Annotated in this window: 17 protein-coding genes and 2 pseudogenes; 11 read left to right on the forward strand and 8 right to left on the reverse strand. The window is 51.9% G+C overall.

The window, feature by feature from the left end; translation table 11 throughout:
• On the forward strand, positions 1–190 hold a 190-nt coding region (locus AC2FIS_RS16315), incomplete at its 5' end, for a hypothetical protein (RefSeq protein WP_496774412.1).
• Positions 191–315: 125 nt separating this feature from the next.
• Here the strand turns inward: AC2FIS_RS16315 and AC2FIS_RS16320 are convergent.
• Positions 316–1,641 carry a tetratricopeptide repeat protein gene (locus AC2FIS_RS16320; protein WP_496719646.1) on the reverse strand — a complete coding sequence of 442 codons (1,326 nt, stop codon included), beginning with the start codon at positions 1,639–1,641 and terminating at the stop codon, positions 316–318.
• Positions 1,642–1,785: 144 nt separating this feature from the next.
• Here AC2FIS_RS16320 and AC2FIS_RS16325 point away from each other — a divergent pair, with 144 nt between their 5' ends.
• The 7 genes from AC2FIS_RS16325 to aspT all read left to right on the forward strand — a co-directional run bounded on the left by AC2FIS_RS16325 (position 1,786) and on the right by aspT (position 10,373).
• Positions 1,786–2,094, forward strand: a complete 309-nt coding sequence (locus tag AC2FIS_RS16325; RefSeq protein ID WP_496739160.1) for a hypothetical protein — start codon at positions 1,786–1,788, stop codon at positions 2,092–2,094.
• Between the two features lie 4 nt (positions 2,095–2,098).
• A complete protein-coding gene (gene gntH, locus AC2FIS_RS16330; RefSeq protein WP_496774413.1) occupies positions 2,099–3,553 on the forward strand; it encodes a guanitoxin biosynthesis MBL fold metallo-hydrolase GntH in 1,455 nt (484 codons plus the stop codon).
• 38 nt (positions 3,554–3,591) lie between these two features.
• A complete protein-coding gene (locus tag AC2FIS_RS16335) occupies positions 3,592–4,746 on the forward strand; it encodes an HlyD family secretion protein (RefSeq protein ID WP_496774414.1) in 1,155 nt (384 codons plus the stop codon).
• 29 nt (positions 4,747–4,775) lie between these two features.
• The gene (locus AC2FIS_RS16340) at positions 4,776–5,462 is read left to right on the forward strand and encodes an ABC transporter ATP-binding protein (protein WP_496774415.1); all 687 of its coding nucleotides are present in this window, start codon (positions 4,776–4,778) and stop codon (positions 5,460–5,462) included.
• The gene (locus AC2FIS_RS16345; protein WP_496774416.1) at positions 5,462–6,955 is read left to right on the forward strand and encodes an ABC transporter permease; all 1,494 of its coding nucleotides are present in this window, start codon (positions 5,462–5,464) and stop codon (positions 6,953–6,955) included. Before AC2FIS_RS16340 ends, AC2FIS_RS16345 begins: the two co-directional genes overlap by 1 nt.
• Before the next feature lie 18 nt (positions 6,956–6,973).
• Complete coding sequence (locus AC2FIS_RS16350) at positions 6,974–7,627, forward strand: DUF3299 domain-containing protein (RefSeq protein ID WP_496774417.1); 654 nt, start codon at positions 6,974–6,976, stop codon at positions 7,625–7,627.
• Between the two features lie 1,045 nt (positions 7,628–8,672).
• On the forward strand, positions 8,673–10,373 hold the full coding sequence (aspT, locus tag AC2FIS_RS16355; RefSeq protein ID WP_496774419.1) for an aspartate-alanine antiporter: 1,701 nt from the start codon (positions 8,673–8,675) through the stop codon (positions 10,371–10,373).
• A gap of 107 nt (positions 10,374–10,480) precedes the next feature.
• On the opposite strand, the gene AC2FIS_RS16360 is transcribed toward aspT, so the two are convergent.
• Positions 10,481–12,112 (reverse strand): bifunctional aspartate transaminase/aspartate 4-decarboxylase, encoded by a 1,632-nt coding sequence (locus tag AC2FIS_RS16360; protein ID WP_496774420.1) that lies wholly within the window; start codon positions 12,110–12,112, stop codon positions 10,481–10,483.
• Positions 12,113–12,616: 504 nt separating this feature from the next.
• On the opposite strand from AC2FIS_RS16360, the gene AC2FIS_RS16365 reads away from it, so the two are divergent.
• Positions 12,617–12,796 carry a hypothetical protein gene (locus AC2FIS_RS16365; RefSeq protein WP_496724267.1) on the forward strand — a complete coding sequence of 60 codons (180 nt, stop codon included), beginning with the start codon at positions 12,617–12,619 and terminating at the stop codon, positions 12,794–12,796.
• 147 nt (positions 12,797–12,943) lie between these two features.
• Here AC2FIS_RS16365 and AC2FIS_RS16370 read toward each other — a convergent pair whose 3' ends face one another.
• From AC2FIS_RS16370 to AC2FIS_RS16380, 3 genes are read right to left on the reverse strand one after another with little or no spacing between them, the layout of a single operon-like run.
• Positions 12,944–13,519: a dihydrofolate reductase family protein gene (locus tag AC2FIS_RS16370; protein ID WP_496724265.1), complete on the reverse strand. Its 576-nt coding sequence runs from the start codon at positions 13,517–13,519 to the stop codon at positions 12,944–12,946.
• A 12-nt stretch (positions 13,520–13,531) separates the two neighbouring features.
• Positions 13,532–14,023: an SRPBCC family protein gene (locus AC2FIS_RS16375; RefSeq protein WP_496724263.1), complete on the reverse strand. Its 492-nt coding sequence runs from the start codon at positions 14,021–14,023 to the stop codon at positions 13,532–13,534.
• Entirely contained in the window at positions 14,016–14,354 is a 339-nt protein-coding gene (locus AC2FIS_RS16380; protein WP_496724261.1) for an ArsR/SmtB family transcription factor, read from the reverse strand. Before AC2FIS_RS16380 ends, AC2FIS_RS16375 begins: the two co-directional genes overlap by 8 nt.
• A 339-nt stretch (positions 14,355–14,693) precedes the next feature.
• On the opposite strand from AC2FIS_RS16380, the gene AC2FIS_RS16385 reads away from it, so the two are divergent.
• Positions 14,694–15,467, forward strand: a complete 774-nt coding sequence (locus AC2FIS_RS16385) for a prephenate dehydrogenase/arogenate dehydrogenase family protein (RefSeq protein WP_372578937.1) — start codon at positions 14,694–14,696, stop codon at positions 15,465–15,467.
• A 4-nt stretch (positions 15,468–15,471) separates the two neighbouring features.
• Here AC2FIS_RS16385 and AC2FIS_RS16390 read toward each other — a convergent pair whose 3' ends face one another.
• From AC2FIS_RS16390 to AC2FIS_RS16400, 3 genes and pseudogenes are all read right to left on the reverse strand, one after another.
• The gene (locus AC2FIS_RS16390; RefSeq protein WP_496774422.1) at positions 15,472–16,104 is read right to left on the reverse strand and encodes a class I SAM-dependent methyltransferase; all 633 of its coding nucleotides are present in this window, start codon (positions 16,102–16,104) and stop codon (positions 15,472–15,474) included.
• 121 nt (positions 16,105–16,225) lie between these two features.
• A pseudogene (locus AC2FIS_RS16395) lies at positions 16,226–16,303 on the reverse strand (helix-turn-helix transcriptional regulator); the annotation flags it as partial.
• A 60-nt stretch (positions 16,304–16,363) separates the two neighbouring features.
• Positions 16,364–16,633, reverse strand: a complete 270-nt coding sequence (locus AC2FIS_RS16400; RefSeq protein ID WP_496774423.1) for a hypothetical protein — start codon at positions 16,631–16,633, stop codon at positions 16,364–16,366.
• A 719-nt stretch (positions 16,634–17,352) separates the two neighbouring features.
• On the opposite strand from AC2FIS_RS16400, the pseudogene AC2FIS_RS16405 reads away from it, so the two are divergent.
• Positions 17,353–17,860 (forward strand): annotated as a pseudogene (locus AC2FIS_RS16405) (transposase); the annotation flags it as partial.
• Between the last annotated feature and the right edge of the window lie 133 nt (positions 17,861–17,993).

Raw genomic sequence — 17,993 nt, forward strand, 5'->3', positions numbered from 1 at the left:
CCGGACAGACGAAGGTACTGACAAAATACCCGCAAACATCACCAAAAAGTTCTTGCAATGCAGGAGCCACCCACAGATGCCTTTCCCGCTTTATTTGACCGCTGCAATTGCATTCTTCGGCTTTGGTTGGATTGCTGATCTTCACGGCTTGATTGGCGAACTCACAGGTCGCGGACGAAGCTGCCGTTAGCTACAACAAATTCCGATGACCGCTTTCGGTGTTTAACACTACCAAGGTATGTTCACTTGTGTTGGCGATAAAACACACTTTACGCACATGTGCCTGTCTCCAACCATGGCTCGAAAAGGAAAATCTTAAAACCGCCATCCCGCATCTGTTAAGGCTGAAATCACCCCTTCCGACAAATCTGGGCTGGAGTAAAACGCTGCCAGAACCAATTCTGGCCTGAACTCTGGCCAGGACTGTTTCAGTTGGTTCAGTATTGCCTTCGCTTTGTTGGTTTCACCCAACCTCTGATGGGCAGCCGCCAGATAAACCAATGACAACGCACTGACAGGGTCACCGTTGTCACTCGCAAATTTCAGAGACGAGATTGCCTCCCTGAACTCTCCAATGTGAAAGCTGGCAACTGCGTGAATGTTCCTGTGTGCAAACCGATGGCTCCCAATTTCTCGCGGATGGCTTGGGTCACTGACTTCATACGCTTCTTCAAAACGACCCAGAACCAGCAATATCAGGCCGCGAAAGTCCAGAACATTTCCATCTTTGGGACGTAGCGACTGCGCGAGTGCTGAATATTCCAGTGCATTGTCATAGTCGCCAGAGACATAAGACACCCATGCCAGCGCGGATTGGCTCCAGCCGTTTGAGGGCGCAATGTCCACCGCTTTCTGTGCCATTTCTATTGAATACAGTATCAGTGCGTCACGCTCTTCCCCGCCTCGCGATAGGAGGGCCTGGGTTCCCAGGCTGTGGGCCAACCCAGCATATCCACAGTAGAAATCGGGGGCTTCTTTAATAGCCATACTGAATATGTCGCCAGCCAGGATCTGGTTATCGATAGATGCGATTGGAAACAGCAGGCCCCGAGCTTGATCGCAGTAGTTTGACGCCTGTACTGCAGCGGGTGATTTAGCGGAAAGAGCACGTCGCTCAAGTGAGCGCGTGGGGGTCTTTTGGTTGAGGTCAACAACCTGTTCCATCCGCCCGCCCAGGATGTAGGCAAGAGCAATGATCGCTATGGTGATAGCAGGGATGCCAATCAGCCAGGGCAATCCTGGGCTGAATGGCGTACGATCAACATTGCTCTGAATTTTGCCAGAGCGGTCCTCGAACCAAGGCGCGTAGCCGCCGCTATCAATGTGAATGCGCAGATCGTCTCCAGCACCTGCCGTTTCATAGTACTGCTGCAGTTTCCGCCGTAACCGCCCCGCATCCACACGAACAACGTTGATGTGGCCGTCATCACTGGCAAAACTCTTGAAGTAAACATCCTGAGCGATTGTTTTGCCAAGAATAGCCTCGGATCTACCCGCAATGGCCTCTTCGACAACGTAGCTCAGAAAATTCCGAAGGCGTTCCGCCTTGCCAAATATGTCACTCGCCAATACCTGGTCCAGCGCGTACTTCACACGGGTCGCGTGACGTTCCGGATCAAGGGTCAATTCTCTGTCGGGCATCTGAAACTTCAAGTTTCTCTGTATTTTCAACTTCATACTGTCAAATGAATATTTGAATGTCACCCTAATTTCACGGTGTAACCCTTCCGCGTTGCGCGATGTGCCCTCAGCCTGGTGCCCAGAGATGGACTAGGCGCCAGGGCAATGACGGACATCAACTTACTAAAGCTCGCTTTTCCGGACCAAATCATCTGCATCCGCGTCATGCGAAAGAACCATCGTGGATTCGAGGCACTTTGCAGTGACTTCGAGTTGCTCTCAGCCGAGTTGGAGAGGGCCCGGAAGGTCAATGAGCAGACGTCACCATGTCTGATCGATCCTGTCACCGAAAGCCTAGACGGGCTGGCCGAGGAAATCGCCGAGCATCTCTCTCGCTTCACCAATTCAGAGATTGTCCCGAAAGCCATTTCAGAAGTGGTTCCCATATTCACCCAGGCTCGAACAAAGGACTGAAAATATGCTGCAAGACAGACAGAGGAAGTCAATTAAGTCACTCAGCGCACTCGCCGTCGCAGCGACATTGTTCGCCACAAGTGCGTTCGGTCAGGCTTCTCCGGTACAGGAGCCCTCATCCCAAGAAGATATTGAGGCTGCACTGACTGGCGGCGTCCCAATGGGACGTTGGAAAGAGGGCCTGACCTTTGAGGGCATCTCTCCTCAACCGTGGTTGAAAAGTGCGGCAAACTGGTTCCCACGCACCGAAGATGTACAGCCCAACGAGATGAGAATTATCTTCATGGGATCTGCTCCGTTCATTCGCCCTGGGCAAATGAACACAGCGATTCTTGTTGAGCTGGGTAACGGTAAGATTTTCATGTTTGACATTGGTGAGGGCTCACCAGCGAACATCATTGCCAGTGGATATGCACTGAATGAAATTACCGATGTATTCATCACGCACCTGCACGTAGACCACTTTGGTGGGTTGCCGTACCTGTGGATGTTCGGAACCTGGGCCGGTGGATGGCACGAGCAGCTCACGGTCCACGGTCCATCCGGCCGCACCAAAGAGTACGGCACCGCAACGATGGTAGAAGGTATGAAAATGATGACCGGCTGGCACCGGGATGCGTTCAGCGTCTTTCCCGTTGGCAAAGGTTGGGACATCGAAGTCAACGAATTTGATTTCCGTGACAATGGCGGCGTGATCTATGATGAAGACGGGGTCAAAGTCACACACTGGCAAAGAAGCCATGCCAAGGACGGTGCGTCTGGATACCGGATGGATTGGAATGGCATGTGCTTCATCTGGACAGGTGACGGTCGACCCAACATGATCGATATTCCTTTTGCCAAAGGCTGTGATGTCTTCGTCACGGAACAGCAGCAGGAAATCATCGAAATCTCCTCTGGAGTTCAAGGCGTGCCGCCATTCCTCGGGCGGTATACCGTCGATACCCATCACACGCCCAGTTATGCGGCTGGCTACATTGCCAACCTGGTGCAACCCAGGCTTTTGATGAATACGCACATGAGCTATGACCCCTATCAGATTGAAGAAACCGTCGCGGAAATCCGCGAGCACTGGAAGGGTCCCTATCACTTTGGCGCGCCAGACGGCATCGTAGTGAATGTGACCAAAGATCAGATATGGGTTCGCGAAGGCATATTGCCCGAGTTTCCAAACTCACGTGCGCCGCAGTTTGACTTTAGCAATGGTCAACTGATCGTGCCGAAGCCACCCCATCGGCGCGAAGACATTCAAGAACCCTACGTGCGCGATATGGAGATCGATCCTAAGCTGTACTATCCCGAGGGATATCATCCTGAGCTGCTGACCGAGTGGCCAGTTGATGACGATCTTGTTGTTCCTCTGGAAGCGCTTCCCGAAAACCTAAAAGAGAGTATGGGCGCGGCGTGGCGCCATCGTGAAGCCAACCGCAAAGTGTTGGAAGAGCAAGGTGACAACTAAGTCATCATGACAAACAGGGCGATCACTCGTAAGTTCGGGTGGTCGTTCGAGCTTTTCTGGAAACATCACGAAGGAATGAAGTCTTGTTAATCGTACTTGGCCTCTACTTTGGAATAGTCTGGCTGGTCTTTTCCAAGTTTCACCTTCTCCCCTGGAATGGATTCTGGAAAACTCTGGTTTACGGTGTAGCCGCTGTTATCGCTCTGGTGGTCATCGGTGCGCTGAACCACACAACTCCGACTGGCCCTGTATCCATTCAGGGTGTTTCAACGAATATTGCTCCGAACGTGGCGGGCACGGTTACAGAAGTCGTTGTGGAGCCAAACCAGGAAGTCGCAAAGGGCGAGACCCTATTTCGGATAGATAATGAGGTTTTCAAAGCCGAGGTTTCCCGGCTCGAAGCTGTCTTGGAAACTGCAAAGTCATCTGCCGACCAACTGGTATCAGATTTATCAGCTGCCGAGGCCGAGATTGAATCCTTGACTGCTCAGCTGACTTTCGGAATTCAGCGTCGTGATGACATCATCCGTTTGGAAGAACGCGGGGCATCAACCACGTTCCAACTGCAAGAAGCTGTCTCAACCATCGACCAGTTGACCGCGAATATCCGCGCAGCAGAAGCCCGGAAGACAAGCCTTGAGCGGCGTATCGCCGCGAAGATCGACGGGCGTGACGCAGGTGTTGTGGAGGCCGAGCAGACACTTGCGCAAGCTCTTTGGGATTTAGAGCAAACAGTTGTAAAAGCGCCGGGAAACGGCGTTGTCACGGCTGTATCACTACGGCCAGGTAACCGCGCCACTCCGCTACAAGGGGCAATAACTTTTGTCGAACCCGGAGACTTTGCAGTAATTGCTACTCTTCCCCAATCCAGTCGTGCCAATGTTTCGGTCGGTGACGAAATCCGGCTGGCATTTAGAACGGAACCCGGTGGAGAAATTACCGGCCGTATTTCCGATTTTCCGGTCGGAACTGTCGAAGGTACTGTTGATCTAAGATCAGGCCTTCCCTCATTGCGGGAACTAACCGGGATATCCAGCTACATCGTATTGGTTGAACTACCTGCAGATGCAGACAATATTTACTTGCAATTTGGAACGTCAGGAACAGCTTTGGTCAAGACAGACAAAGCCGGAGCCATTGGTGTTTTGGCAGAGGTCCTTTTCTGGGTCACCAAGAAGCTCAATTATCTTTGAAAAACCAAGCCAAAGCATCTGTGTCATCAATGAAAACGGTCGAACTCAAATCCTTGATGTTTCGGTGGCCCGGTCAACCTGACCCGGTTCTCTCAGTCGATAGCTTCGATCTTGAGGCCGGGGAAAGCGTGTTTATGAGAGGTCCCAGTGGCAGCGGAAAGACCACGTTGCTCTCGGCAATTGCTGGCGTGATCGATGTACCGCAAAGCGCGGTTCGCGTTGCAGGCAGGGATGTCGGGGCTTTGGCCGGAGGTGATCGTGACTGTTTTCGCGTGGATCATTTGGGGATTGTTTTCCAAATCTTTAATCTTTTGCCTTGGCTCAGCGCGCTTGAAAACACATTACTGCCCTGCCGGTTTTCAGTGAAACGTCGCGATCGATCAGGGCCAGATTCCAAGGCTACCGCAACACGGTTGCTAAGTGAACTGGGTCTTGAGGATGCTGAGCTGATCAATCGACCTGCCAGCGCCCTGAGTGTCGGGCAGCAACAACGCGTTGCGGCGGCGCGGGCGTTGATTGGAGCGCCCGAAGTTGTGTTGGCGGATGAACCCACCTCGGCTTTGGATGAGGACGCAAAAGGCTCGTTTGTCCAGTTGTTGTTGAAGGAATGCAAAGCATCAGGGGCGAGTTTGCTATTTGTGAGCCATGATCGCAGCCTGGAAAAACACTTCGATCGGAGCGTTGACTTGCCGAAGCTGAACGCGGGCAAAACGTGATGTTCAACCTTTGTTTGAAAAGCCTTCTCAATCGCCGCTTTATCGCTGCGTTGACTGTTCTTAGCATTGCCTTGAGCGTGGCTTTGATTGTTGGGGTTGAACGACTGCGAACAGAGGCACGAGCGGGTTTTGCCAATTCTGCATCAGGGATCGATCTGATCATTGCGGCACGCGGAAACGATGTGCAGATCCTGATGGCAACGGTTTTTGGTGTCGGCACAACAGGCGCTGGTATCAACTGGGACAGCTACGAGATGATCGAAGATTTGCCTCAAGTAAGCTGGACAGTGCCGATTATGATGGGTGACAACCACCGTGGATATCCAGTGATTGGTACGTCCGAGCAATATTTTGACCACTTTCGTCATAGTGGCGGCCAGCAACTGATATTTGCTGAAGGTGTTCCCTTTAAGTCTCCAGATGGCGCAGTGATTGGAGCAAAAGTTGCTCAGGCTTTCGGGTACACGTCAGGCACTGAAATCGTGAATGCCCATGGCTCAGGGGAAGTCGCCTTTGATGTTCACGACGAAGCGCCTTTCACAGTGACCGGCGTGCTGGGGTATACCGGGACGGCCGTCGACAGAATGGTTTTTGTCTCGCTCGAGGGGTTTGACGCCTTGCACGAAGAACCTGCGTCAGAGGTTGCGGACCCATTCGTTTTGATCGATGCACCTGAGGTCGCCGAAGAACACGAAGACCATCACACCGCGCATTCCCATAGCGAAGATCACGCAGACAGCGAATTTGCGGACGGGCATGTGGATCACGGCGACGGCCATGGACAAAACGATGACTATGCGGAGCACGGCGAGCCTGACGAGCACGAAGAAGGGCATCAGGAACATGACGACAGTCATGCCCACGAAAGCGACCATGAAGACGAGGCGGAAGCTGTCAAGACCTCTGACGGGCACGATCACGATGGCCATGATCATGAACCGGGGACCATCAACGCGATTTTTGCCGGGCTTGAGGAGAAGACGGCGGTGCTTTCAGTTCAACGGCAACTGGCAGACCATCGCGACGAGGCACTGACTGCTGTTCTTCCTAATGTTGCGCTGTTGCAGCTTTGGTCGATTACCAGTACGGCCGAGACCGCGCTGCGTCTGATGGCCGGCGCTGTGGCAGTGGCTGGAATGATCGGCATGGTGGTCATGTTGTCTGCTTCGCTCGACAACCGGCGGCGTGAATTTGCGATCCTTCGATCCGTGGGCGCAACTCCAGCCGGCGTCTTTTCCCTGATCTTGCTTGAAGCCGTTTTATTGTTGTCGGCCGGCATCGTGCTTGGAGTAATCGCACTCAGCGCTCTCACGCTCGTGATAGATCCGGTTCTTGCCGCAAATTTTGGGCTTCGCATCGGTGTTGGCCTGCCGAGTTTTCGCGAGGTTCTTCTCATAGCCATCGTTTTCTGCTCTGGTCTTCTTGCCAGTATTATACCTGCGTTAAGGGTGTACCGTATGACGCTGTCAGACGGATTGTCGGTGCGGCTTTGAATAAGAGGACCCGCTGAAATGAAGACCATTACGCATTTTCTGAATATCTTATTCGCCCTTGCGATTGCGGGGCCTCTTCTAGCAGCGGATCCGCGCAACATACGTTGGCAGGATCTCCTTCCTGAAGAGCGGCCTTACCACGATCCATTTGCCACCTTAGAATATTCTCAGATCAATTCGTTGGCCATGCTTTATCGGATTGAGGTTCTGCATGCGGACACTGCGGATGACGAGAAGCGCGCCGAAGCGGTTCAGATCCGCGAAGACCTCGTATCTCAAGGCCTTGACCCAGATTGGCTGTTTGAACAACGCGAAGTTGTGATGAACCAACGGTTGATTGCCGCGCGCGAACCGAACCTTGACCTTTTGGGGGAGAACGTGCGTCTTCCCGGCTATCTCCTTCCCCTGGATATTGTCGACCAGAAGGCGGTCGAATTCCTTCTGGTTCCGACAGTTGGAGCCTGCATCCACACACCACCACCTCCCGCCAATCAGATGGTCTATGTGCGATACGAACAAGGCTTCGAAATTGACGAGTTATATAAGCCAGTTTGGATAAGCGGGGAAATGCGGGCACAGAGCAGGTCCCAGTCACTCAATTACGTGGACGGCCAGGCCAATATCGAAACCTCATATGCGATGGATGCGCTGTCGGTAGAAATCTATGACTGATCAGTCAGACTAGAGGTCCGTTCTTTGGCTTCACCGGGATACATTTTTGCACCGAACCCTGTATCAGAATCTTTGGTTCGTGCAGATGTGACGCTGCAAATCTCTTCTGAAGCTCCTTGATGATCAATTCGGCGATTTTTTTTGTCACGATCCGCCATTTTGTGTCCACACCAATCCGCGCGCATGGGTTTAACAAGTACACCCGGCAACCCTCGCTGGTTAATCAGCGTATCATAAGTGGCGAGAACTCTTTTTCATTGCTCTTGATCGATCATGTTGTCTCTTTGACTTATTGATCAGAGTTCTTAATCGAATCGCATACCGCGCTTGTAAGCCGCCTTTCGTGCGTGTCGCAGCATCCGTTAGTTTGGGCTCTCCCCCGCCGTTCTCTGCGGCACGCATCAACTGACTGAACGAGCCCAATGCCGTCATTACCGTACCATCTAAGTGCTGTGGGTATATTCGTCGGGTTGCAACCTGAAGCGGACAATGGATTTGAGGCGCACTTGGCGGGTCAGCGGAAAAAGCTGCCAGCCTGGATGACTGTCTTTTCACGAGCACAAAATTGTTGGTTGTTTTCAAATAAACTCAAGAAAAGTTGCACGCCAACAACGCTGCCATACTCTTGGAACAAAAATTGTCTGAGAAAGAGACTGAAGACTTAACTGCGTTTATGAAGACGCTGTCCTGTACATAGTCGCCCGAGGTTCAAATTTATGGTTTCGTTCCTACAGGTCAGGTCAGAAAAACCACCGCCGTTCGCTGCTACTTACGTGACTATCTGCAGCATGTCTGAAGGGAACACAAATATCCATCGAGATAGCCAAAACTCACTCCCCAAAAAAACAAAGAGTGAATGGCGTGAGCTAAATTCCAAAAATTAGTCTTTTAGGTTCCAAATGCATCTGCCCTTAAAAAAAGTTTTTTCCGAGTAGTTTCGAAAAGTCCGCACGCCGCCGGTTGTCTAAATTTTTTTGTTTTCAATACAGTAAGGCGCTGTATCTTGAGCGGAAAGGACCACCGTTGGGACGCGGGAGATTTCACAATGGAATTGATTACAGAACAACTGCGCGCCTTCCCGATCATGGCACTGTTTCTTTGTCTGGGTCTGGGATACGGCGTAGGAAAGTTTCGGGTCGGCAAGTTCGAACTGGGGGGCATCGCTGGTACGTTGTTGGTGGCGGTCTTCATTGGCCAGATCGGCGGTATCAACCTTAGCACCGATGTTCAGAATGTTTTCTTTTCCCTCTTCATTTTTATGGTTGGCTATAATGGCGGCCCTCAATTTTTTGCGGCTTTGAACCGAACTGCGCTCACCAAGTTACTTGCCGCGTTTATGATGACCCTCTGGGGGTTGTTTTTTGTTATTGTTGTTGCTCGGTTGGCCGGCTTGGATAAAGGGTTGGCGGCTGGATTGGCCGCTGGTGGTCTGACACAATCAGCGATCATTGGCACCGCTGGAAATGCCATCGATCTGCTTGGGCTGGCCGCAGATGAGGCGGAAAAGTTAAAAACCAACATCGCCGTAGGATACTCGGTTACTTATATCTTCGGCTCGATCGGCCCAATATTGGCAGTTAGTGTCATTCCAATCATCATGCGTGTCGACCTGCGGCAAGAAGCGATTAAGCTGGCTCAGAAACTCAGCGGCGGCGGTCGCAAACTAGAGGAAGGTGAGTTCCTTCCTATGAACCGGTTTGACGCCCGAGCCTATCAGGTAAATGCCGATGCAACCATTGCCGGAAAACCCATTAAAGACATCGAAAGCGGCTATGATGGTGATCTGATCGTCGAACGGTTACTCCACGATGGCGCTCCTGTGGATCCGAATCCTGAAACAGTGGTCAATGCAGGAGACGTTGTGGTCGTCTCCGGCCTCGTAGCGACTTTGACCCAGTTCGAGGGTAGCGCCAGTGGTGAAATCGGAGAGTATCCTCCTGAACTGACGGTTGTAGAGGAACGCCGTAACGTAGTGGTCACCAACCGCAAACTGACTGGCAAAACCTTGGCAGAATTGAGTGAGGCTCTGACAGCGGATCAGAGGCGCGGTGTTCACATCTCAAAGATCACCCGCATGGGCCATGATGTCCCTGTCCTGCACAACACTGAGATACACGCAGGTGACGAGGTCAGCATTGTCGGTCACAAGGACGATCTGAACCGAGTTGCGAAAGTTGCGGGCTACGTTCCGCCTTCGGCCTCGGTAACCAATTTCATTGCATTGGGGATCGGCGTGGCCATCGGCTTTCTGATAGGAGAGATCAGTTTTGTCATCGCAGGAACCAAGGTGGCTTTGGGGTCCGGTCTTGGTTGCCTAGTTACAGGGTTGATCATCGGCTACATGCGCATCCGGCGACCCAAGATCGGCGGTATTAACCGTGGGGCCGCGAATTTCCTTCAGAGCTTTGGATTAGCTGTGTTTGTTGGTGTCGTTGGCCTCAATGCAGGCAAGCCCGCACTAGAGGCGATTCAGGAATATGGGATCACGCTGCTGCTGTTGGGTGTGGTGGTTACATTGATGCCCATGATCGTGCAGTTCCCAATCAACTATTTCGCCCTGCGTATTAAAAACCCGATTGAGGCCTGTGCGGTTGTGACCGGATCACGCTCGGGCAATCCCGGTTTTGCGACACTATTGGAAAAGGCCGGAAACTCGACTCCCACACCAGCCTTCACCATGACCTATGCCGTGGCCAACATCTTCCTGACGCTCTGGGGACCGTTGGTTGTGGCTTTTGTTCCGTAAGTCAAACCGGAAATGGGCGCGACAACCGGGGTCCTGACTTGGAAGGGTGGGATCAGCGTGTGTGCCAATCATCACGCTGATCCGTTCCTCTTTGCTATTGCTAGATATCAACCGTGCAACGGCAGTCCTTTCGAGGCACGGTAGGCCTGCACGTAGCCAGTGGCCACAGCGCGCACCGCTTTTCCGATCTGGCGGTAAGCGCTATCATCCAAATTGGCGAACGATACCCGCGCCGACCAGTTGGGCGCGTCAAAGCCCGATCCATTCAGCAAAACGATCCCGTGATCCTGAGCCAGTTTGAAGGATATATCTAGCGGGTGGACATTCTCCTTGATCCATTCGACCACCTCTTCGCCCACGTATTTACGGAGCCAGAATTCGAAGTCGATGATACCGTAGTATTTGTCGAACAGCGGGTTATCTGGAACTTCGATGCCCATCCCTTCGACCAACTCGTCAAAGCGATGCTTCAGAATACCCCAGCAGAATTTCTGATAGGCCTTCTCTTCGTCCATAAGCTCGACCAGTGAAAACAAAGTCATCATCACCTGCTGCGGCAGTGATAGACCGGCGGTGTGGTTCAGCGCAACATCGCGGCTGTCGGCGACGATCCGGTCAATGAACTTGAACGAGGATGGATCAGGCGTCAACGTTTCGTACCGTGCGTTGACGACGGCCTTGGTTTCGTCCGGAGCCTCCGCAATCATCTTGTCGAAGATGTTGTTCTCGGCCACCAAAATTGCGCCCAAGCGCCATCCGGTACAACCAAAATACTTGGAGTAGGAATAGACCCCGATGGTATTTTCAGGCAGGTGCCCCAAGATCGACTGAAAGCTTGGAACAAAGGTCCCGTAAACATCGTCAGTCAGAATGATCAGGTCCGGGCGGCGGTTCTTTACGAACTCGACAAGCCGGGTCGTGACCTCGGGGCTGATTGCAACTGATGACGGGTTGCCCGGATTGACCAGAAACAGCGCTTTGACTTTCGGGTCGGACAAAAGTTCGAAATCATCGTCGTTCAGTTGAAAGTGGTCCTCTTCTTTCGAAGATACATCCACTGTGTTCAGCCCGTAGTCCTCAAGTACCGGCATTTCCAGATACGGTGTGAAGATCGGTGTGCCCAACGCAATGGTGTCGCCGGCATTCAGCAACCGCTGGTTCTTGAGTGCCTTGAAAATGTAACACATCGCAGCGGTTCCACCCTCAACTGCGTAGATATCGAACTTTGCATCCGGTCGGTGCCCCGCGCACATCGCCCACATGACGTATTCGTGGACAATCGCCTCGTTGTGCTCCATGCACCGGTCGGGCATCGGGTAGTGGTCGCCAACAATACCGTCGGTCAACTCGAGCACGAAATCGTCCGGTGTAAAACCAAATTTCTCAATCGCAAAATCCACTACGGCCACCAAAGTTTCCGCACCTGGAGGGCCGTTTCCTTCAACCGATTTGGAACAATATGCTTTTAGCCGGTCATAACAGCCTGGCCCTTGCGGCATCCCGGCCAAACCGACCTGCGGCTCATTACGATGGCGCTGAGCTTCTGTCATAGCGAACTGCCCTAAAAGGAAAAACGCCTCCCGCGCTTTAGTGGCGATCCAGTTAGGGTTCCCTCGACCGGCATTGAGGTATGGCAAAGCCATCTGCCGCGCCTCTTTTTGCGCCAACTTAATAAGTTCGTCTTTGATTTGGAAAGGACTTAGGTTTTCAAATTTATGCAGGTTGAGCGATTCTGGCATGACATCAAATCCTTGCGTTAAAACAGATGACGTAGTTTAGCGGATCGCATGCAAGGCAATGTGTCAATGAAAACAACACTATTTGAAGGGAACGGCGCAAAATCGAGGATTACGAGTCTTCATTTCAAGCCTTAGCTGTAACCATTTTTCAGGGCAGACAGAGTGATTGAAATTTCGCCGAGGCTTTGGGCTGGGAGCTGATGCCCCACGAAAATTTACAAAGTTCTCTATCTGCGCAAAACTGCCTTTCGTGGCCGCTAATACTGCGCATGCAGCGAAAGTCCGGAAGGTGGCCACTCCACCAACTCTGATCCTTGGAGGAACGTCTGTTTTATCCGAGGTAGGATGACGGTGGAATGTTCGCATCGGGATGGGTGCCGTCATTTGTCGCGTTTGGCATCAACCCTGCTTCTTGAAAATACCCGTGATTGCCCTTGAGCTGGCACCAACACGATGACCATGCTTTATGACAGATCAGGCACATTAATAAGGTAGACGAAAACCATGGCAGAACGTTTTGAGCGCCACCGTCAAGCTTGGACACAAGAAGAAATTCAAAAATTGCACCTACTGGTGTCAAAGGGCGTCGGCTTGAAGGCCATAGCCAAAGCTCTCACACGCTCTGAGGAATCGACCAAGAGCAGAGCGAAGCTTGACAAGATAAAGATCAAGAAAGCACGTTGATCTTGGTGCCCTTAGTGTACTCCTGTCTTTCTTTGCAGCCGCGACCAATGGCTTCTTTGGCCTGCGAACAATCAATTGAGCTGAGCGTATAGCATGGTGGCAACGAGCCCAGTTTCACGGCTGCTGTGTGGAGATAGAGTGATCACTTTAGGGCCGGTAGAACTGCATCGACACACCATTTCCGCAGTGCTCAAATCTGGTTCGCTTTAGTTGACAAGGCGGGCTCCCATTCTCGAAAAGACGTTTACCCCCGCCGACAACCACCGGAAAGATCCACAAGCGGAACTCGTCGATGAGATTATGGGCACGAAGCGTTTGAATCAGCCGGGCGCTGCCATGAACCTGTAAAAGAGGCCCATCCCTTGCCTTCAAAGCCGAGATTTCGCCGATAACGTCATCGTTGATCGGGTGCGAGTTTTCCCAGCGCAAACTGTCAGGCTGCGAAGTAACGACGTATTTCCTGGCGCCATTCATTCGGTCTGAAAGAGCGGACTTTGGTGCACCCGGCCAATGACCCGCGAAGATGTCGTAGGTTTTGCGACCAAAAACCATGTCATATGGCTCGGACATGGCGTGACGCTCGACTTGCTCCATCACGCCGTCCCAATACGGCGCGGCCCAGCCACCGTGTTCAAATCCTTCCGACGGATCTTCTTCTGGCATACTCGGGGATTGCATCACGCCATCGAGCGTCACGAATGTCAGAATGGCAAGCTGTCGCATGTGTCCGACCTGTCAGCTAACTTCTCTTGCAGAAAGGTACTCAGCGAGCTTGTCAAAGGCCTGATTCCAGCCACCGGCACCTGCCGTGCCCGCCTCAACACCGATGTGGACCATGGTCATCAAAATTTTGCCATTCACCTCAGAGAGTTCAACAATGATCTCGGTGATGTCAGGAAAGTCATCAGGCATGCCCATCGCCTGAGGTGTGATAAGGGTTCCATCCTCATCACACATGCTCTCCGTATAGACGAGGCGATGCGGTCGGGTGACTTCTTTGTACACGCCTGTGAACCACATTTTCATGGGTCGCTCAGCCGACTTCATTTCCATGCAAACCTTACGCATGCCGCCAACAACCACGTCCATTTCGGCTACTGGAACCGACATGCCACGGGGTCCATACCATGCACTAAACAGGGCCGGGTCAGTCCACATGTCCCAGATGGTGCCAATCGGGGCGTCAAATTCTCGCTCGATCTTTACCCATTTCTTCTCGTCATTCATCCGGTGTTTCCTTCATTCCATTCAGAATTCTGTCCATTGCGTCGAACCGTGCTTCCCAGATGAAACGGTATTGGTCGGTCCAGCCTGCAACGGCCTCCAGCGGTTTTGTGTCCAAAGCACAAGGGCGGAACTGAGCATCCTTGCCACGTAAGACCAAGCCAGCAGCCTCCAGTACCCGGATATGTTTGGAAATCGCGGGTAAGGTCGCATCGAAGGGTTTTGCAAGCTCATTCACAGTCGCTGTGCCTTTGGCCAATCGGGCCAGAATTGCGCGCCTCGTCGGGTGGGCTAGCGCTGAAAAAGCTGCATCAAGTTGTTCGTCACCTGTCATGCTGACATATTATACCATTTAGTTAATTAATCAACTGGTATAATAGAGTTCTGCAAGTACGTGTTCGCATTCACCGCTTTTGTGCGGCTTAGGCGAGCCGAAGTTCAATACACCGTCGGCAGACACCATCAGTTTTGGAGCGTTCCCAGGCAAATGGTTGACTTCAACCTGAATGGTGAACTAATTCGATATACATGATGAAAGCGTTCGACATTTCCAAAGGTTATTACCCTCAGCTTGCATAGCTGCGGACGCTTCACTGTGAATTTTCCGCTGCCCTGACAGCGGTCTTAACACGAAATGATCTCCTGCCGGGCGGCAGTTTTTTGAGGTCATGAGATGAAAAACTCTAGAGTTGAAAAAACCGAGACGTCTGTCGGTATCATCGGTTTCGGCGCATTTGGGCAGCTGATCGCCAGACACTTGAACCAGAAATTTGAGTTGCTTGCATATGATCCGTCACCACACCTGGGAGAAGACGCGTCGAAGCTCGGCGTGTCATTTGCTTCTCTTGGTCAAGTTGCAATGTGCGACGTTATTGTAATCGCTTCACCTGTTTCAAGCTTTGAGAGTGTAGTGAAATCCATTGCTGCAATCTGCCGGCCAGGTGCGATCATAGTTGATGTAGGCTCGGTAAAAGTTCAACCCTCTGAAATTATGGACAGGCTACTCCCAGATTACGTTAGTATCGTCGCAACCCATCCACTATTCGGCCCGCAAAGCGCTCGCAATGGTGTCAGAGGTCTAAAGATCGCGGTTTGTCCAATACGCGGGCATCACCATACCCATGTTGCGGCTTTTCTACGAAAACACCTAGGCCTTCACGTCATAATGACGACACCTGACCAGCACGACAGGGATGCGGCAACTGTTCAAGGCATTACCCATTTGATTGCTAAAGTGTTGCTGCGCATGGGGCCTTTACCGTCTCGCATGACGACCAGAAGTTTTGATCTGATCTCAGAAGCGATCTCGATGGTACAACATGATGCGCCAGAGGTTTTTGAGGCTATTGAGAACGCAAACCCCTACACAAAAGAAGTCAGGCAACGGTTCTTTGGTTTGGCATTCGAACTGAGTTCTATTTTGGAAGATAGCGAGAAGCACGATTGAGCAGCTACCTGCGCCTACCGCCGTTCCTCGCGACGATGAATGCAGCCGAACCCTGCTCTGGACGCCATTTGTGTTCGATACTGAACCCGTGAGCCAGCATTCGCTCAACAAGGATTTCTTGGCTAAGCACACGGATCTTGGGCAACAAACCAATGGCCCCGAGGGCCGGTATGGCGTATTTTTCCATGCCTTCCAGGCAAACTGTCGAGCTGAAGAGCAGGCCACCTTCTTTCAATGAGCCTCGAACCCGCTCCAAGGCTTCGTTAAGATCCAGAACCAGGTGCAGTATCGACATAGCCAATACGGCATCATACTTCTGATCCTTCACCGGAATGGGCCAGTTGCCGAACGCGCTCACTTCGAAGTTCACGTTCTCAACACCCTGTTCTTTGGCTTTTTCCCGAGCAATTGCGATCATTTCTGAAGAGTAATCGATGGCGTCAATATGAGCGACATAGGGGGCGTGAATGAGCGCTGTCGTTCCCGTGCCGCAACCGATTTCCAGGAGGCGATCCTGAGGAGCGAGATGTCTCGCAGTAAAGTCGAGCTTGTATTCGTAGGCAGCTTGGTTTCCGACGGGGCGGCGCGCATATGAACGCGCCATCATGTTCCAAAATCGTGGTGGATGGATGAGCATATCTGTTCCTTGGAATAATATGTTGCAGTCGCGAAGACTTAACTGGCGTCTTGGATGTCGAAAACTTTTCGAGGGGCTTGTCGAAGACGCGTGAGATTAGGATCGCTAGTTCAAGTGTTGGTGAATATTTTGCATTTTCGATGGCAACGATAGTTTGTCGGGTGACACCAACTCTTTCGGCGAGCTCTTTCTGGGTCATTTCGTTGGCGTCAAACCGTAAACGTCTGATGTTGTTGGTGATCTTGAGCTTTCCTATGGCTCAATACCCACGCCGATAGCTAACGAATTTGACTATATCTGCCGCAAAAGACCCGAATGCCATGCCGAAATAGATAATGTTAAACCCAATCAAAGCTGATGCGTTGAAGGCCAGGGCCAAAACGGCAGAGACAAAGCCTGCACCTGCGAAGACAATGATGGCGAGGCTACCGCGGCGTTCGAACAGTTTGTCACGTTCATCGACGACGAAACTGGGCTTGGGTTCGCGTGTGACAATCGCAAAACCGATATAAGCTGTAGGTGTGCGCATAACGCTGCATTACCGCCATTGATTTAATTAAAGAAAATCTTGGAACTTTGCCCAAATCTCTGCGCGGTATATGCGCATAACTTTGCACGATTTGCCCATAAGTTTGCACGTTTCAAAGTACGCGCTCAATTTAAGATAGTTCCTGCATGGTTCCCACAATTTTAACAAATTGTACTTCAATCATAAATGCACTTTGATTGGCAATCTTCAACCCTTGTTTGATGAATGCGGCTCACTCGCACGTTGACGATAGATCGCCAAAATGGACTACAACGGCTGGGGCTTGAGGTCTGTGGCAGATCCTTTGAAACCAATAACTGTCCTTAGGAATTTACGACGGATTGGTTCGGCACTCATCTGGCCGAAATTCAATACCGAGATGTGATATAGTTCCATCATGAGCACCGAAACCCTAATCAGCCTTACCATATCATTTGCTCTAACCAGCCCATACGTTTGGCTAGTGCGTCACGTCTTAAAGCACAGCGGTCGAGACAGAACAGTAGACCCAGAGGCCGTGAAAGAGCTTATGCGAACCCTCGACTGGTCACAGCTCGATAGAGTCTTGGATCGGTCCCGGGGACAAGCAGCCCGCCGCTGAATGCTCGTAACGAATGCCTTAGGGTCAGGATGCATTGATTTTCAAAGCGCTGCGTGATTCACGGCTCGAAAAACGGAGCGGTGATATGAGCGACCTTTTCTGGCCGACTAACGAGTAGATGGCCAAGCTTTCCCCTCTCTTCCCGCGGTCGCATGGCAAGCCACGGGTCAATGACAAGAGGGTGCTGAGCGGGATTATCTTTATCAATCGCAACGGGTTGCGGTGGCGCGACGCTCCCAATGACTACGGACTGCACAGTTGAAGGGGACCGTGATGATCGACGCGACCTATCTGAACGCACATCGCACCGCGACCAGCATGGCCGCGAAAAAAGGGGGGCGTGGCCGCCTGATCGGCCGAACCAAGGCGGCATGAATACCAAACTGCATGCTATCTGTGACAGCCAAGGGCGACCGATCAGCCTTTTTGTCACCGCTGGCCAAGTCAGTGACTCCATCGGTGCGCGAGCGCTACTGAGCAGTATTCCAGATGTCGACTGGCTGCTCGGGGATCGCGGCTATGATGCGGACTGGTTCCGAGGCGCGTTGAAAGACAAAGGAATAAGCACCTGTATCCCAGGTCGAAAGCAACGCAAGACAACCGTGAAGTATGACAAGCGCCGATACATAAGCTGTAGGGACGCGCATAACGCTGTGCTTCTGCTATTGATTTCAATCATTAAATTCAGATGTTCTTGCCCATAACAATGCGTGGTATTTGCGCATAAAATTGCACGATTTACCCAAAAGTTTGCACAAT

The sequence above is a fragment of the Ruegeria sp. CDSB113 genome (assembly GCF_059611045.1).

What these genes read in the sequence shown, in the direction of transcription:
- AC2FIS_RS16390 (WP_496774422.1), bottom strand. Translation starts at nt 16,104, where the DNA reads ATGCTCATCCATCCACCACGATTTTGGAACATGATGGCGCGTTCATAT.
- AC2FIS_RS16365 (WP_496724267.1), top strand. Translation starts at nt 12,617, where the DNA reads ATGGCAGAACGTTTTGAGCGCCACCGTCAAGCTTGGACACAAGAAGAA.
- AC2FIS_RS16350 (WP_496774417.1), top strand. Translation starts at nt 6,974, where the DNA reads ATGAAGACCATTACGCATTTTCTGAATATCTTATTCGCCCTTGCGATT.
- AC2FIS_RS16380 (WP_496724261.1), bottom strand. Translation starts at nt 14,354, where the DNA reads ATGACAGGTGACGAACAACTTGATGCAGCTTTTTCAGCGCTAGCCCAC.
- AC2FIS_RS16320 (WP_496719646.1), bottom strand. Translation starts at nt 1,641, where the DNA reads ATGCCCGACAGAGAATTGACCCTTGATCCGGAACGTCACGCGACCCGT.
- AC2FIS_RS16325 (WP_496739160.1), top strand. Translation starts at nt 1,786, where the DNA reads ATGACGGACATCAACTTACTAAAGCTCGCTTTTCCGGACCAAATCATC.
- AC2FIS_RS16340 (WP_496774415.1), top strand. Translation starts at nt 4,776, where the DNA reads ATGAAAACGGTCGAACTCAAATCCTTGATGTTTCGGTGGCCCGGTCAA.
- gntH (WP_496774413.1), top strand. Translation starts at nt 2,099, where the DNA reads ATGCTGCAAGACAGACAGAGGAAGTCAATTAAGTCACTCAGCGCACTC.
- aspT (WP_496774419.1), top strand. Translation starts at nt 8,673, where the DNA reads ATGGAATTGATTACAGAACAACTGCGCGCCTTCCCGATCATGGCACTG.
- AC2FIS_RS16370 (WP_496724265.1), bottom strand. Translation starts at nt 13,519, where the DNA reads ATGCGACAGCTTGCCATTCTGACATTCGTGACGCTCGATGGCGTGATG.
- AC2FIS_RS16375 (WP_496724263.1), bottom strand. Translation starts at nt 14,023, where the DNA reads ATGAATGACGAGAAGAAATGGGTAAAGATCGAGCGAGAATTTGACGCC.
- AC2FIS_RS16360 (WP_496774420.1), bottom strand. Translation starts at nt 12,112, where the DNA reads ATGCCAGAATCGCTCAACCTGCATAAATTTGAAAACCTAAGTCCTTTC.
- AC2FIS_RS16345 (WP_496774416.1), top strand. Translation starts at nt 5,462, where the DNA reads ATGTTCAACCTTTGTTTGAAAAGCCTTCTCAATCGCCGCTTTATCGCT.
- AC2FIS_RS16385 (WP_372578937.1), top strand. Translation starts at nt 14,694, where the DNA reads ATGAAAAACTCTAGAGTTGAAAAAACCGAGACGTCTGTCGGTATCATC.
- AC2FIS_RS16400 (WP_496774423.1), bottom strand. Translation starts at nt 16,633, where the DNA reads ATGCGCACACCTACAGCTTATATCGGTTTTGCGATTGTCACACGCGAA.